This is a genomic window from Pseudogemmobacter hezensis (assembly GCF_013155295.1).
Taxonomy (GTDB): Bacteria; Pseudomonadota; Alphaproteobacteria; order Rhodobacterales; family Rhodobacteraceae; genus Pseudogemmobacter; species Pseudogemmobacter hezensis.
Genome location: NZ_JABJXT010000009.1, coordinates 32,496 through 48,029, shown reverse-complemented (window position 1 = coordinate 48,029; position 15,534 = coordinate 32,496). Strand labels below are relative to the sequence as shown.

The window sequence follows — 15,534 nt, the reverse complement described above, 5'->3', positions numbered from 1 at the left end:
CGACCTCCTGGCCCCCTGGATCCTGCCCTTCGCGCAAAGCTAGACCTCTGCGCCGGGCTTGACCAGAGATCAGTTTTAACGACCGCAGAATTTTCGCCGCCCGGCCCCCAGCCCGGCCGAAAGCGGGTTTTCGCCCGCAGTTGCGCCAAATATCCGATCTGTCGCTTGCGGGTCTGCCGCCTTCGGGCCTAAATGCGGACCAGGAAATCTGACCAGAACCTCAGGCGAGATTAAACTTGTCGAAATTCGACCGTTACCTTCTGTCTCAGCTTTTGGCCCTGTTCGGCTTTTTCAGCCTGGTGCTGGTGGCGGTCTATTGGGTCAATCGGGCTGTAGGGCTGTTTGACCAGCTGATCGGTGACGGTCAGACGGCGCTGGTCTTTGTCGAGTTTTCGCTGCTGACACTTCCAAATGTGATCCGGCTGGTGCTGCCTGTCTCGGCCTTTGCGGCCTGCCTTTATGCGATCAACCGGCTGATGCAGGATTCGGAACTGGTGGTGATGCAGGCCACCGGGTTCTCGGCGTTCCGGCTGGCGCGTCCGGTGCTGTTCTTCGGGATCTGCGTCTTTGGCATGCAGATGGTGCTGACCAATTTCCTGGTGCCGCAAAGCCAGGCGCGACTGTCGGAACGCTCGGCCGAGATATCCGAGAACATCACCGCGCGTTTCCTCAATGAGGGGCGCTTCATGCATCCGGCCGATGGCGTCACGCTTTACATCCGCGAGATCAGCCAGCAAGGCGAGCTGAACGATATTTTCCTGACCGATGAGCGTGATCCGAAAGAGCGCGTCACCTATACCGCCCGCCAGGCGCTGATCGTGCGCGGCGATCCCGCGCCGCGGCTGGTGATGCTGGACGGCATGGCGCAAAGCGTGACCCGCGATGAGGATCGCAGGCTTTCCGTCACCCGCTTTGCCGATTTCACCCTTGATATGGCGGGGATCATCAATGTCAGGGCCAGCGGCACCCGCAATCTGCGCGAGATGCCGACGCCTGCCCTGCTGCGTGCCGATCAGGCCGTGCAGGATGAGACCGGAGAGGGCCGCGCCAAACTGCTGGAAGAGGGGCATGGCCGGATCTCCAGCGCGCTTCTGGGCCTTGTCGCGCCGCTTCTGGGTTTTTCGGCGCTGATGCTGGGGGGCTATTCGCGCTTTGGCCTGTGGAAACAGATTGCCGGCGCGGTGGTGCTGATCATCCTGATGCAGCTGGTATCAACCGCCGGATCCGGTGCCGCATTGCGATCTGAGGCCCGCTGGCCGCTGGTCTATGCCGCGCCGCTGGCAGGCGCGATCCTGTCGGTGATCCTTTTGTGGGTTGCAGGCAGACCCCGCCGGATCAGGAACAAAGCCGCCGATGGCGGCACGGACAGTGAGGCGCGCGCATGACACTGTCTTTCTACATCACACGCCGCTTTGCCATGACGGTGGGTCAGGTTTTCCTGGTGTTTTTCGGCATTCTGATGCTGATCGACATGATCGAGCAGCTGCGCAAATTCTCTGGCAAGGGCGCAAGCCTCGGCAATGCCTTTCACCTCTCGCTGCTGAATGTGCCCGAAACGCTTTACCGCATTTTGCCGCTGATCTTCGTGATGGGGGCGATTGCGCTTTTCCTGTCGCTGGCACGCTCGTCCGAGCTGGTGGTGGTGCGGGCCGCCGGGCGCTCGGGGCTGCGGTTTCTGGCGGCACCTGTGGTGGTGGCAACGCTGATCGGGGTGCTGGCGGTTGCGGTGCTGAACCCGCTGGTTGCGGCCACCTCGCGGGCCTATGACGACCTTTCGGCCCGCTATGCGGCCGAGGGCAGTTCGGTGCTTTCGGTCTCTGACTCGGGGCTTTGGCTGCGCCAGGGCGGCAGTTATGGCCAGACAGTGATCCAGGCCGCCCGCGCCAATTTCGACGGCACTGAACTCAGCGGCGTCACCTTCCTGACCTTTGGCCAGGAGGGCCTGCCCGTCACCCGGATCGAGGCCCGTCAGGCCCGTCTTTTGCCCGGCGCCTGGTCGCTGGAGGGGGCGCGGGTCTGGAACCTTTCCGCCGCCAATCCCGAGCTGTCGGTGCAAAGCTGGCCCGATGGCACCCGTCTGCCCTCTGACCTGACGCCAGAGCGGATCCGCGACAGTTTCGGCACCCCCTCGGCGGTGCCGGTCTGGCAGCTGCCCTCTTATATCAAGGGACTGGAACAGGCGGGGTTCTCAGCACGATCCTACAAACTCTGGTTCCAGATGGAGCTGGCCCAACCGCTTTTGCTGACCGCCATGGTGCTGGTCGCTGCGGGCTTTACCATGCGCCATACAAGGGCCGGAAAGACCGGGATCCGTGTGCTTTACGCCATCCTTGCGGGCTTTGCGCTGTTTTTCCTGCGCAATTTCGCGCAGGCCCTTGGCGAGAGCGGGCAAATTCCGGTATCTCTTGCCGCATGGAGCCCGCCCGTCGCGGCGGTTATGCTGGCGCTTGGTTTGTTGTTGCATCTGGAGGACGGTTGAGATGCGGTTTCGCCGCCTGTTTGCAACACTGACCATCGCGCTTTTGTGCAGCAGCGCAGCCCCCGCGGCCCTTTTCGCCCAGGGCTTCGACACGGCTGACAGCACGACAGACCACAGCCAGCCGGATGAGGCAAAACGCGCCACCCTGATCTCTGACCGGCTTGAGATTGCCAGCGAAAACCGCCTGATCGCCTCTGGCAAGGTCGAGGTCTTTCAGGACGGCCAGCGCCTGACCGCAAGCCGCGTGATCTATGACAAATCAACCGACCGCCTGCAGATCGAGGGGCCGCTGACCCTGACTGATGCCACCGGCGGCGTGGTGATCCTGGCCTCACAGGCCGAGCTTTCGACCGATATGTCTGAGGGGATCCTGCAAAGCGCCCGCGTCGTTTATGACCGTCAGCTGCAGCTGGCGGCCGGGAATATCGCCCGCGTCGGCGGGCGCTATACGGCGATGAACAATGTGCTGGCCTCTTCGTGCAAGGTCTGCGCCGCCCGCCCCACCCCTTTGTGGGAAATCCGCGCAAAACGGGTGATCCACGACAAAGAAGAGCGGATGATCTTCTTTGAAAACGCCCAGTTCCGCGTCGCAGGCCTGCCCGTGGCCTATATTCCGCGCCTGCGCCTGCCAGACCCGACGCTTGACCGCGCCACGGGCTTTCTGGCGCCGCGCCTGCGCACCACCTCGACGCTGGGGACCGGGCTGAAACTGCCCTATTTCATCGCGCTTGGTGACAGCCGCGATCTGACCATCACCCCCTATCTCAGCACCCGCGACAGCCAGACCATCGAGCTGCGCTACCGCCAGGCCTTTCGCACCGGCGCGATTGAGCTGGAAGGGGCGCTGACCAATGACCGGCTGACCGACGACGACACCCGCGGCTGGTTCCGCGCCCGCGGCGGCTTTCGCCTGCCCGAAGATTTCCGGCTGTCCTTTGACATCCAGACCACCTCGGACAATGCCTATCTGCTGGACTACGGCTATTCCGATGCCGACCGCCTCGACAGCCGGGTTGAGGTCAGCCGGGTGCGCCGCAACGGCTTTTTCTCGGCGCGCATGGTCAGCTTCCAGTCGCTGAGGGATGATGAGGACAACAATACCCTGCCATCCCTGGTGGGCGATGCCACGCTGCAGCGCCGCTTTTCGCTGGGGCCCCTGGGCGGGATGGGCGGTTTCCGGCTGCAATGGCACTCGCATTACCGCACCTCATCCAGCCCATATATAACCCGGCCCGCAGGCGCACTCAGCCGTATCTCGGACGGGCGCGATGTCAGCCGCCTTTCGGCGCGCTTCGACTGGCGGCGCAGCTTTGTCTCGGATCAGGGCCTTGTGGCCACGCTATTGGGTGAGGCACAGGTCGATGCCTACCGCCTGCGCCAGGATGCGGTTTTCGAGGGGCGCTATACCCGCAGCCATGCCGCCGCCGGGCTGGAGCTGCGCTGGCCGCTGGTCAAGGCTGCCGCCAGTGGCGCAACCCATGTGCTGGAGCCGGTGGTGCAGCTGATCGGTGCCACCCGCGACCGCTCTGGCCTGCCCAATGAGGATTCGGTGCTGGTCGAATTTGACGAGGGCAATATCTGGTCGCTGGATCGCTTTCCCGGCTCTGACGCGATTGAACAATCCAGCCGCGCCAATGTCGGCCTCAGCTGGACGCGCTATGATCCGGCAGGCTGGAATGCCACCTTCACCATGGGCAAGGTCTTTCGCCGCTCTGACACCGACAATTTCAGCAATGCCTCGGGTCTGAACGGGATGCATTCCGACTGGCTGCTGGCGGCTGCAATCAACCTGCCCAATGGCATCTCGGCCAGCGGGCGCACGGTGATCGGCGACGATATGGACCCAACCAAGGCCGAGCTGCGGATCTCTTCCTCGAATGACTGGCTGACGCTGTCCTCGTCGGCGCTGTGGTCGATTGCCGATCCCCAGGAGAATCGCCCCGACCCCACCCGCGAGCTGACCTTCGATGCCGCCTGGACGGTCAATCCGGCGCTGCGGGCCAAGGCCGAGGGCCGCTATGACTTCGACGAGAACCGCGGCACCATTGCCGGCGTAGGCTTTGAGTATCGCAATGAATGCGTGGTCGTCGATCTTTCGCTCTCGCGCCGTTTCACCACCTCGGCTAGTGTGGACCCGACCACATCCTTCGGCCTCTCGGTGGATCTGATCGGCTTTGGCAGCGGCAAGGCGGCAGGCCCGGCGCGGCGCTGTTACTGAGGGTGTATTCGCCTGTGCGATGCGGCGGATCAGACCAGACGGGCCAAACCGAAACGAATGGGCCAGAGTGAACAAGGACGACGATTGCCGATCCCGGCCTGCATCAGCGCCTGGCCCTTGCACCGGGCCTGTGGGAATGGCAGGCATAGACGGCAGGAATACGACAGAACTTATGCGACAGCACTTATACGGGCAGACGGTCAGACAGATGGCAAAAGCTGATAAAACTTCGCGCAACGCGGATCGCCGCATGATCAAAGCGCGGGCCGCAAAAGCGCAGCCCCTGCGGATGCAGATCCTTGCGCTGGCCCTGGCCGGAATGACGGCGGCCGCGCCCGGCCTGCCCATGCTGGCGCTGAGCGCCCCGCCTGCGATGGCGCAGAACCTTTTCGCGCCGCGCGTCTATGTCAATGACCAGGTGATCACCGAGTTTGAGGTGCAGCAGCGTGCCCGCTTCATGCAGGTGCTGAACGCCCCCGGCGACCCCGAGGCCGAGGCGCTGAAATCGCTGATCGACGACCGTCTGCGCATGAGCGAGGCAAAGCGGCTGGGCGTGAAGCTGACGCCAGAAGAGCTGACCGCAGGCATGGAAGAATTCGCAGGCCGCGCAAGCATGACCGCCGATCAGCTGGTCGGCGAGTTGCAAAAGGCCGGGATCTCGGCCGAAACCTATCGTGATTTCGTCCAGGCGGGCGCAGTCTGGCGCAAGATCGTGCGGGATCGTTTCTCGAACCGCGTCCCTGCCTCAGAGGCGGATGTCGACAAATACCTGGCCGCCAGCACCCGTCCAAAGGCGATGAAGGTGCAGGTCTCAGAGCTGGTGATCCCGGCCGAACCCGGCAACGAAGACGCCGCAATGGCGCAGGCGCAGCGCCTGTCGCAGGATCTGCGCAGCGAGGGCGCTTTTGCCGCCGCCGCCCGCAACTATTCCGCCGCGCCTACCGCGCCGAATGGCGGCCGGGTGCCCGAGTGGCTGCAGCTTTCCAACCTGCCCGGCCCGATTGCCACCCAGCTGCTGGCGCTGTCGCCCGGCCAGACCTCGGCCCCGATTGCGGTGCCGGGCGCGGTGGTTCTGTTCCAGCTGCGCGCGATTGCCATGGATGAAAAGGCCGCGCCGATCAGCGTTAAGGTCGAATGGGCCAATCTTCTGTTCCCCGACACCCCCGAAGAGCTGGGCCGGATCAGCGCCGGCACCGACAGCTGCAATGATCTTTACGCGCTGGTGAAAAACCTGCCGCCCGCCAATATGACGGTCAAGGAACAGCCCGTCTCAGAGCTGCCCCAGGATGTGGCTATCGCGCTGTCCAAACTGGATATCGGCGAGTTCACCACGACCTCGCGCGGGGATGGCTGGCGCAGGCTGATCATGCTTTGCAAGCGCGAGCCGATCATGGATCCGCCCCCGAACCGCGACCGCGTCAAAGAGATCGTCATGAACCAGAAGCTGGATGGTCTGGCCGAGAATTATCTCGAGGAAATGCGCCACGCCGCGATCATCCGCCACCCCTGACCCCTGCCGCCGCGCAACTCTGCAGGAGGTGTTTCATGGCAACAATCGACGGGCTGCCGCCTCTGCGTGAGGTGATCCGGGCGCATGATCTGGTCGCCAAAAAGCAGCTGGGGCAGAATTTTCTGCTCGATCTGAACCTGACCTCAAAGATCGCCCGCTCGGCCGGTGATCTGAGCGGCTCTGACGTGCTTGAGGTCGGGCCTGGCCCCGGCGGGCTGACGCGCGGCCTATTGGCCGAAGGTGCGCGGCGCGTGGTTGCGGTCGAGAAAGACCCAAGGGCGCTGCCCGCGCTGCAGGAAATCGCCGAGGCCTATCCCGGCCGCCTCAGCGTGTTGCAGGGCGACGCGCTTGAACTGGATATGGCGGCGCATCTGACGCCTCCGGTCAAAATCGTGTCAAACCTGCCCTATAATGTGGGGACGGAACTGCTGATCCGCTGGCTTTCGCCGACGATCTGGCCCCCCTTCTGGCAGAGCCTGACGCTGATGTTCCAGAAAGAAGTGGCCGAGCGGATCATCGCAAAGCCGGGCAGTGATCACTATGGGCGGCTGGCGCTGCTGGTTCATTGGCGGGCCGATGCGCGGATCGTGATGTCGCTGCCGCCCGAGGCCTTTACGCCCGCGCCCAAGGTGCATTCTGCCGTGGTGCATCTGACCCGGCTGGAAGAGCCGCGCTTTCCTGCCGATGGCAAGGTGCTGAACCGGGTGACGACGATGGCCTTTGGTCAGCGCCGCAAGATGCTGCGTTCATCGCTGAAAGGCCTGGGCCCCGATATCGAGGCGCGTCTGGAGGCCGTAGGCATCGCGCCCACGGCACGGGCCGAGGAAATCGGACTGGAGCAGTTCTGCGCCCTCGCCCGCAATCTGGCCGAGGCCCCCTGAGGCCGCAAAGCGGGGCCGGCCCTCCACCGCCACCAGGCACAGTTGCGAAAAAAGCCGCCCCGAACCGGGCGGCTTTTGAATGTATCACGTCTGAACTTATCTCAGGCTTATCACGCGTGGCACGCGATCCAGGCCGCCAGGGACCAGGCCGCCAGGGCAGACGGGCCAGGATGATCAATCCATCCGGCCCGCATTGGCCCCGCTTACTCGGCCGCCTCAGGGGCACCATTGCTGTCAGCCGCAACATCGGCCTTACGCGCGCGGCTTTGACGACGGGGCTTTGGCGCCTCATCAGCCGATGCGACACCGGCTTCGCCAGGGCCTTCGCCCTCGCCCGTGGCTTCGGCTGCCGCAGCATCGCGGCGCGGCTGGCGGATCTGATTGCGCGGGGCTTTCGCACCATCGGCATTCCCGGTCGCGCCCGCATCCGCACCGCTTTCACGACGCGGTGCACGGGTATTGCGTGCACGGGCAGCAGGCGCCGCCGCTGCTTCTGTCACGGCGCCATCCGCCTCTGTCTCATTGCGGGCCGATGCGAAAAGCGGCGTATCCGCTGCATCCTCAGCACTGCTGCGGGCCCCGGTCGCCCTGCTTTCGGGCTGATTGCTCTCTGGCAGATCGACAAGGCCGCTGGTCTCGCCGCCGAAATCAATCACCTGAGCGGCTGCGGGCTGGCGGTTCTCATCGCGTGGCGGGCGCTGATCATTGCGGTTTTCGCGCTCGCCCCGGTCGTTGCGCTCGCCCCGGTCGGCGCGGTCACCACGGTCGCTCCGATCATTGCGGTCGCCCCGATCATTGCGGTGCTCGTTGCGCTCACGATAGTCGCGGCCGCCACCGTTTTGATTGCCACCGTTTTGATTGCCGCCATTCTGGTTGCCCGCGTTCTGGTTACCAGAGTTCGGATTTCCAGACTGCGGATTGCCAGACTGCGGATTGCCAGAGTTCTGGCCGCCATTCTGGTTGCTGTTTTGATATTGCTGCTGCCGAGCTTCCTGCTCGGCTGCCAGTTCACGCTGCGCCTCGGCCAGCATGCGGGTGTAATGCTCGGCATGCTGGAGGAAATTCTCTGCTGCCACGCGGTCGTTCGACAGCTGGGCGTCACGCGCCAGCGTCTGGTATTTCTCGATAATCTGCTGCGGCGTCCCGCGCACCTTACCCTCTGGCCCCGACGAATCGAACACACGATTGACGATATTGCCGAGCGAGCGCGGGCGGTTCTGACTGGAACGCGAGCGTTTCTTGGAAGAGCGCATCTTTGCCTAATATCCAGGGATCACCGTGGCCCCCATCAGTGCCGCTTCAGGCGACAAAAAGAGATTGGGGCGGGATCGGGTTTTTGCAGGGACAGCACGTTGCGCGCTAAATCCTCCACATTCGTCTGCTAAACCACGCAGGCGACAGGCTGGCAAGATGATTCTGCCTGAACGTGCTGCCAGCGGCGGTGTTTTTACACAGAATTTGCATATAGTTGCGGTTTTGCCGGATTCAATGGGTGAAAACCCAGCAGTCATCGGGCTTAAAGACAGCCGCAGACCACCCGGTCATGCCCGGCAAGATCGGCAATCACCCGGATATCGCGCAGCCCCGCATCTGCCATCAGCCACGCAACAGCCTGGCCCTGGGCAAAGCCGATCTCAAAGATCAGCCGCCCGCCCGGGGCCAGATGTTCGGGGGCCTGGGCGGTGATCTCGCGGTAGGCGGTCAGCCCGTCAGCCCCGTCGGTCAGCGCCAGATGCGGCTCGTGCTCGCGGACCTCGGGCTCAAGCCCGGCCATTTCCGCAAGCGCGATATAGGGCGGGTTCGAGACGATCAGATCAAAGCGCCCGCTGACGCCCTCAAGCCAGCTGGTCTGCTGAAACCGGGCGCGGGGCGAAAGGTCCAGCGCCCCGGCATTGCGGCCCGCCACAGCCAGCGCCGCCGCCGAAAGGTCAGAGCCCATGCCCTGGGCCTGCGGGCGTTCGGCCAAAAGGGTCAGCAGGATCGCCCCGGTGCCGGTGCCAATATCAAGCACGGTGTCAAAGGGGGCGCGTAACGCCTCTTCGATCAGGATTTCAGTCTCGGGGCGCGGGTCCAGCGTGTCGGCGGTCACGATGAAACGCCGCCCATAGAACAGCCGGCTGCCGATGATCTGAGAGACCGGGCGGCGGGCGGCGCGATCCGCGATCGCCGCCTCAAACCGGGCGGCAGCAGGTGCCTGCAGCGGGTCGGTCAGATGCAGCGTCAGCCGATCCGCCCCGATGCCCATCGCATGGGCCAGCAGGATCCGCGCATCGCGGGCCGGATCCTCGACGCCTGCATCCCTCAGGCGGGCGATGGCCGGGATCAGCGCCAGTTTCGCGCTCATAGCCCTTCCTCGGCCAGGCGTGCGGCCTGGTCATGGGCGATCAGCGCGTCGATCACCTCACCCAGGTCGCCCTGGATGATCTGCGTCAGCGCATAAAGCGTCAGGTTGATGCGGTGGTCGGTCATCCTTCCTTGCGGGAAGTTATAGGTGCGGATCCGTCCAGACCTGTCGCCAGAGCCGACCTGGGATTTCCGATCCGCCGCGCGTTCGGCGTCAAGACGGTCACGCTCGCGCTCATAAAGCCGGGCCCGCAGCACCGCCATGGCATTGGCGCGGTTCTGGTGCTGCGACTTCTCGGATGAGGTGACGATGATCCCCGTGGGAATATGGGTGATCCTGACCGCCGAGTCGGTGGTGTTCACATGCTGGCCGCCCGCGCCCGAGGCCCGCATCGTATCAATTCGGATGTCGCTGGCGGGGATGTCGATATCGACCTCTTCGGCCTCTGGCAGCACGGCAACGGTCGCGGCAGAGGTATGGATGCGCCCGCCGGCCTCGGTCTCTGGCACCCGCTGCACACGGTGGACGCCCGATTCGTATTTGAGGCGCGCATAGACGCCCGCGCCCTGAATATGGGCGGTGAATTCCTTCACGCCCCCCAGATCGGAAAGCTGGCTTTCCAGCACCTCAAAGCGCCAGCCCTGGCCCTCGGCATAGCGCTGATACATCCGCGCCAGATCGCCCGCGAAAAGGCTGGCCTCTTCGCCGCCTGTGCCGGGCCGGATCTCCAGGATCGCGGCGCGCTCATCTGCGGCATCTTTGGGCAAAAGCGCTAAGCGCAGCTGATGCTCCATCTCTGGCAGCAGGGCCCGCAGGCGGGGCAGCTCTTCCTCGGCCAGCGCCCGCATTTCGGGATCCGCCAGCATCGCCTCGGCGTCGGTCAGATCCTGGCTGGCGCGATGCCAGGCCTCAATCCCGGCGACGACGGATTTCAGATCGGAATATTCGCGGCTGAGCCCCGCGATCTCGGCGGCAGAGGCGCCTGCGTTCAGACGCGCCTCGACATATTCGAAACGCTGGGTGATGCGGGCGAGTTTGTCCATTGGCAGCATGGATCAACCCCTGCCGTGATGTGGGCCTGCGGTCAAGGGGATCTGCCTGCCTCAGAACAGCTTTTGCTTTGCCCGTGACAGGGTAAAGCCATGGCCATCAAGGTTGCGGCAGGTGACGCCGCTGCGCTCTGATTTGCAGCGGATGGTGTCGAAGGTGATGCTTTCGCCGTAGGGCAGCACCCGGCCGTTCGGGTTCTGGATCGTATCGCCGTGGCAGGTCAGCCCGGCCCGACCCGTGTCACCGACATAGAAAGATGTGCCCCAGTCCAGATCGCAGCCCTCAGGCGGGGTTGTATAGGTCTGGGTGGCCTGCACCATATCGCAGCGCAGCCATGGCGACTGTTTCTGATCGCCATAATCGCCGTCATCATAGAGGCAATGGATATTGCCTGTGGGGCTGAGGAAGAAATCGCTGTCATCGGCCCGGGCCGAAGTGGCGAAAAGGGGCGCAGCAGCCAAAGCCGCCGCCAGAAAAATCGAATATCCGTTTATCGGCAAGATGTTACACCCCTTTCCTGACATTTCTGTTCCGCTTACAGCGGCTGCGCGCGCTCGACCAGACGGGCGAGGAAGCTTGCCCCATAGGGCGCGGCCTCATCGTTGAAGTCATAGGCGGCATGGTGCAGCCCCGCCCCCGGCCCGATGCCAAGGAAGAGGTAAGACCCCGGCCGCGCCTCAAGCATGTAAGAGAAATCCTCGGACCCCATCTCACGGTTTGAGGTGTCATTCACCGCCTGATCGCCCGAGATTTCCCGCGCCACAGCTGCGGCAAATCCGGTTTCCTTCTCGTCATTGATGGTCGCCGGATAGCCCCATTCATAGGTGATCGCAGCCTTGACGCCAAAGGCCGCCGCCGTGCCCTCGACAATCTCATGGAAGCGCTTTTTCAGCAGCTCGCGCACATCGGGGCGGAAGGCGCGGATGGTCGCGGCAAAGGTGCCATCCTCGGGGATGATATTCGAGGCCGAGCCGGTGTGGATCATCGTGACCGACAGGATCGCCTCATCCAGCGCATAGACATTGCGCGGGATGATGGTCTGCAGCGCCTGCACCATAGCCACAATCGCCACCACCGGATCGACGCATTCATGCGGCGTCGCGGCGTGACCGCCAAGCCCCGTGACCGTGACATAGGCCGTATCGACCGAGGCCATGATCGGCCCTGGCGTGGTCTGGAAATGGCCCAGCGGCAGGTTCGGCGCATTATGGATGCCAAAGACGCGGGCGATGTTGAAGCGGTCCATGATGCCCTCGCGCACCATGACCTCGCCGCCGCCGCCCTCTTCCTCGGCGGGCTGGAAGATCAGCGCCACGCTGCCGGTGAAATTGCGGGTCTCGGTCAGGTATTTCGCCGCGCCCAGCAGCATCGTCACATGGCCGTCATGGCCACAGGCATGCATGCGGCCCGGCACCTGGCTTGCATGTTCGGCGCCGGTGATCTCGGTGATCGGCAGCGCGTCCATATCGGCGCGCAGGCCAATCACCAGCCCCGGACCACGCCCGTCAATGATCGCCACCACGCCCGAGGTAGCAATCCCCTCATGGATCTCATCGACGCCGAATTCGCGCAGCCGTTCCACGATGAAGGCCGCGGTCTTGTGGCAGTCAAACTCCAGCTCGGGATTGGCGTGAAGATGGTGACGCCAGCCCTTCATTTCCCCGGCGTAAGAGGCGATACGGTTCAGAACGGGCATAGGCTGATCATCCCTGATATGGTCTGGCCCGGACCCCCCGGGCGATTCATCTGCCGCAATATGTGGCCTATCTCAGCAGAGGTGCGCAATGACCCTATCCCATACCCGCCCCGATACAGACAGCGACAAAACAGCCGCTGATACGGCTGAGGCGGAAACTGCGGCCGAGACCGGGCTTTCGCGGCTGGTGGCCATCATGGCGGCGCTGCGCGATCCCAAAACCGGCTGCCCCTGGGATATTGAGCAGACCTCGGCCTCGATCGCGCAGTATACGCTGGAAGAGGCGCATGAGGTGGTCGATGCCATCGAGCGCGAGGCCTGGGACGAGCTGCGCTCGGAACTGGGGGATCTGCTGTTGCAGGTGGTGTTCCATGCGCGCATCGCCGAAGAGGCCGGGCGTTTTGCGCTGCCTGATGTGATCGCGGCGATCTCGGACAAGATGGTCTCACGCCACCCGCATGTCTTTGGCGATGAAAGCCGCGACAAATCGGTCGCGCAGCAATCCCTGGACTGGGAGACGCTGAAAGCCGCCGAACGCGGCCCGGCCCGGGTGCTGGACGGGGTGGCCATGGCGCTGCCCGCGCTCAGCCGGGCGGTGAAATTGCAAAACCGCGCCGCAAGGGTGGGGTTTGACTGGCCTGATGCAGCCCAGGTTCTGGACAAGATCACCGAAGAGGCCGCCGAGGTCGTCGAGGCCCGCGACCGCCTGACCGAGGTCGAGCTGGCCGAGGAAATGGGTGATCTTTTCTTTGTCATGGCCAATCTGGCGCGACATCTGAAGGTTGATCCCGAGGCGGCGCTGCGGGCCGCGAACCAGAAGTTCACCCGCCGCTTCAACCGGATCGAGGATTGGCTGGCCGCAGAGGGCCGCGCCCCCGCGCAATCGGATCTGGCTGAGATGGACGCACTGTGGAACCGCGCCAAGGCCGAAGAAAAGCAGGCAAAACTGTGACCCTGCAATCATAGCAATCGTTAATAAATCTCCGACAATGTGTCAAAATAGCCAGAATGTTTCCTGATTTGCGCCCAGTTCATGCTGTAAATTCTGCATGAATATGCCCTGGTGGCGCCTGAAACTGCTTTGACCAGCCTGATTTTCTCTGGCTGTGATTTCCTTTTTTCTGGCACGCGGGCAAATCGACGACTGCCACGGAGATAAGTAATGATTTACAGTTTTAACGTGTATTCGAACCACGATATCGGCCGCACCGATCAGCAGACAGGTTCAGGCGAATTTACAGTTTCGGCCTCATCTGCAATACGCACGATGCAGGTGCTTGATGACGATCCGGTTTTCGACGACGAGAGCGGGGCCCCAAGTAATGGGCTGCCGAGTAACAATGAAACCTATGACACTTCGCAGCAGGTCCTGGCCGCTGATATTGACGACCGTGGGCTGACACGAAAAGTCGTCCAGTCGATTATGAGATACGATATTGTAAACAAAACCACAGGCGAGACTGGTTACGTCTATCTGATACGTATCTACAACACCGATATCCCTGGAAAAGCCTGGGAAGACGGGCGTCCTGTACCGGGATATAACCCGATCGGCCCTCTGTACCATGCAACCACGGTCCATGTATCGCCGGGCGATGAGATCGAGTACCTGTACGGGCATTACTCAGGCACGGTCCGTTACGATGACCTTGTTAGCGGGCCGCCGATCTGTTTTCGCGCCGGCACGATGATCGCCACCCCCCAGGGCGAACGTCCGGCAGAGCAGCTCAGCCCCGGCGATGAGGTCATGACCCGTGACGGGATTGCGCGCGTGCTGTGGCACAATACGCAGCGGATCAGCCTGGCACGCCAGATCGCGGATGAGCGGCTGCGCCCGATCCGCATCGCGCCGGGTGCGCTTGGCCACGGCATGCCGACCCGAGAGCTGATGGTTTCGCAACAACACCGCGTTCTGGTGTCCTGGCCCGGTGTCAGAGAGCTGTGCGACAGTGACGAGGTGCTGGTGCCCGCCTGTCACCTGGTCGGCAGGCCAGGCATCACGCGCTGCGAGGCGCAAAAAGATGTCACCTATGTGCATTTCCTGTGCGAGCGCCATGAGATCGTCTTTGCCGAAGGCGCCCCTGCCGAAACCCTGCTGCCAGGCCCCGAAGCGATAAAATCGCTGTCAGACGCGGCACGTCACGAGCTGGAGCAGCTGGTGCCCGACTACTTTACCCTGACCGAGGCGCCAGACAGCCGCCTGTTGCCCGCCGCGCCCATCGCCAGCGGCAAAATGGCCAAAGCGCTTGCAAAGCAGCACGGCCAGCGCCACGACATGGCGCAAGAGGGTCTCGTCGCACTGGCGTCCTGAGCCCGTCTGCCGCCCTCCCCCGCCTCTGCGCCCTTGCGCAGAGGCGGCCCGGCTGCAACAATCGCGCAAAAGCGCTAGCACGGGAATGGCACTATCATGGCGGCAAAGCAGAAGATCATCATCGACACCGATCCCGGCCAGGATGATGCGGTGGCGATCCTGCTGGCGCTGGCCAGCCCGGAAGAGCTGGACGTGCTGGGGATCACCGTCGTTGCGGGCAATGTGCCGCTGGCCCTGACCCTGCGCAATGCGCTGCTGATCACCGGCATCTCTGGCCGCACCGATGTGCCGGTTTTCGCGGGCTGCGACCGCCCCCTGAAACGCGAGGGCGTTACCGCCGAAGAGGTTCATGGCGCAACCGGGCTGGACGGGATTGATCTGGGCGACCCGGTGCTGCGTGCCGAGACCACCCATGCCGTTGATTTCATTATTGAAACCCTACGACGTGAAGAGCCGGGCACGGTCACGCTTTGCACCCTTGGGCCGCTGACCAATATCGCCACCGCCTTCAACCGTGCCCCCGATATCATCGCCCGCGTCAAGCGCATCGTGCTGATGGGCGGCGCGTATTTCGAGGTAGGCAACGTCACCCCGGCGGCCGAGTTCAACATCTATGTCGACCCCGAGGCCGCCGATATCGTGTTCCGCTCGGGCGCGGATCTGGTCGTGCTGCCGCTTGATGTGACGCATAAGGCGCTGACCTCGCGCGCCTGGATCGACGGGCTGCGGGCGCTTGGCACCCATGCGGGCGAGGCCGTCGCCTCCTGGACCGACTTTTTCGAGCGCTTTGATACCCAGAAATATGGCAGCGAGGGTGCGCCCCTGCATGACCCCTGCGTGATCGCCTGGATGCTGCGCCCTGACCTGTTCCAGGGCCGCCATATCAATGTCGAGATCGAAACCGGGTCCGAGCTGACGCTGGGCATGACGGTCGCCGACTGGTGGGGGGTGACCAAACGCGAACCAAATGCGCTGTTCATCGGCTCGCTCGACCGCGACGCCTTTTATGCGCTGCTGACCGAACGGATTGCGCGGCTGAAGTAAC

At 63.5% G+C, this 15,534-nt stretch carries 12 protein-coding genes and 1 pseudogene; 8 read left to right on the top strand and 5 right to left on the bottom strand.

Going from position 1 to position 15,534, the window contains the following annotated elements; genetic code table 11:
• Positions 1–236: 236 nt before the first annotated feature.
• The 5 genes from lptF to rsmA all read left to right on the top strand — a co-directional run bounded on the left by lptF (position 237) and on the right by rsmA (position 7,088).
• On the top strand, positions 237–1,385 hold the full coding sequence (lptF, locus tag HOY34_RS11610) for an LPS export ABC transporter permease LptF (RefSeq protein WP_172362989.1): 1,149 nt from the start codon (positions 237–239) through the stop codon (positions 1,383–1,385).
• Complete coding sequence (gene lptG, locus HOY34_RS11605) at positions 1,382–2,479, top strand: LPS export ABC transporter permease LptG (RefSeq protein WP_172362987.1); 1,098 nt, start codon at positions 1,382–1,384, stop codon at positions 2,477–2,479. The genes lptF and lptG overlap by 4 nt, the downstream gene beginning before the upstream one ends.
• A 1-nt stretch (position 2,480) precedes the next feature.
• Positions 2,481–4,697, top strand: coding sequence for an LPS-assembly protein LptD (locus HOY34_RS11600; RefSeq protein ID WP_172362985.1), 2,217 nt, complete (start codon positions 2,481–2,483; stop codon positions 4,695–4,697).
• A 208-nt stretch (positions 4,698–4,905) separates the two neighbouring features.
• Positions 4,906–6,207 carry a peptidylprolyl isomerase gene (locus HOY34_RS11595; RefSeq protein WP_172362983.1) on the top strand — a complete coding sequence of 434 codons (1,302 nt, stop codon included), beginning with the start codon at positions 4,906–4,908 and terminating at the stop codon, positions 6,205–6,207.
• A gap of 35 nt (positions 6,208–6,242) precedes the next feature.
• Entirely contained in the window at positions 6,243–7,088 is an 846-nt protein-coding gene (gene rsmA, locus HOY34_RS11590; RefSeq protein ID WP_172362981.1) for a 16S rRNA (adenine(1518)-N(6)/adenine(1519)-N(6))-dimethyltransferase RsmA, read from the top strand.
• 997 nt (positions 7,089–8,085) lie between these two features.
• Here rsmA and HOY34_RS22560 read toward each other — a convergent pair.
• The 5 genes and pseudogenes from HOY34_RS22560 to HOY34_RS11565 all read right to left on the bottom strand — a co-directional run.
• Positions 8,086–8,341, bottom strand: a pseudogene (locus HOY34_RS22560) (DUF4167 domain-containing protein); the annotation flags it as partial.
• A gap of 263 nt (positions 8,342–8,604) precedes the next feature.
• The gene (gene prmC / locus HOY34_RS11580) at positions 8,605–9,432 is read right to left on the bottom strand and encodes a peptide chain release factor N(5)-glutamine methyltransferase (protein ID WP_172362979.1); all 828 of its coding nucleotides are present in this window, start codon (positions 9,430–9,432) and stop codon (positions 8,605–8,607) included.
• On the bottom strand, positions 9,429–10,484 hold the full coding sequence (prfA, locus tag HOY34_RS11575) for a peptide chain release factor 1 (RefSeq protein ID WP_172362977.1): 1,056 nt from the start codon (positions 10,482–10,484) through the stop codon (positions 9,429–9,431). The genes prmC and prfA overlap by 4 nt, the downstream gene beginning before the upstream one ends.
• A 51-nt stretch (positions 10,485–10,535) precedes the next feature.
• Positions 10,536–10,982 carry a DUF6636 domain-containing protein gene (locus HOY34_RS11570; protein WP_172362975.1) on the bottom strand — a complete coding sequence of 149 codons (447 nt, stop codon included), beginning with the start codon at positions 10,980–10,982 and terminating at the stop codon, positions 10,536–10,538.
• Positions 10,983–11,017: 35 nt separating this feature from the next.
• Positions 11,018–12,178 carry a M20 aminoacylase family protein gene (locus tag HOY34_RS11565; RefSeq protein ID WP_172362973.1) on the bottom strand — a complete coding sequence of 387 codons (1,161 nt, stop codon included), beginning with the start codon at positions 12,176–12,178 and terminating at the stop codon, positions 11,018–11,020.
• A gap of 88 nt (positions 12,179–12,266) precedes the next feature.
• On the opposite strand from HOY34_RS11565, the gene mazG reads away from it, so the two are divergent.
• From mazG to HOY34_RS11550, 3 genes are all read left to right on the top strand, one after another.
• Positions 12,267–13,130: a nucleoside triphosphate pyrophosphohydrolase gene (gene mazG / locus HOY34_RS11560; protein WP_172362971.1), complete on the top strand. Its 864-nt coding sequence runs from the start codon at positions 12,267–12,269 to the stop codon at positions 13,128–13,130.
• Positions 13,131–13,340: 210 nt separating this feature from the next.
• Positions 13,341–14,489 (top strand): Hint domain-containing protein, encoded by a 1,149-nt coding sequence (locus HOY34_RS11555; protein WP_172362969.1) that lies wholly within the window; start codon positions 13,341–13,343, stop codon positions 14,487–14,489.
• A gap of 96 nt (positions 14,490–14,585) precedes the next feature.
• Positions 14,586–15,533, top strand: a complete 948-nt coding sequence (locus tag HOY34_RS11550; protein WP_172362967.1) for a nucleoside hydrolase — start codon at positions 14,586–14,588, stop codon at positions 15,531–15,533.
• The last annotated feature ends 1 nt before the right edge of the window (position 15,534 follow it).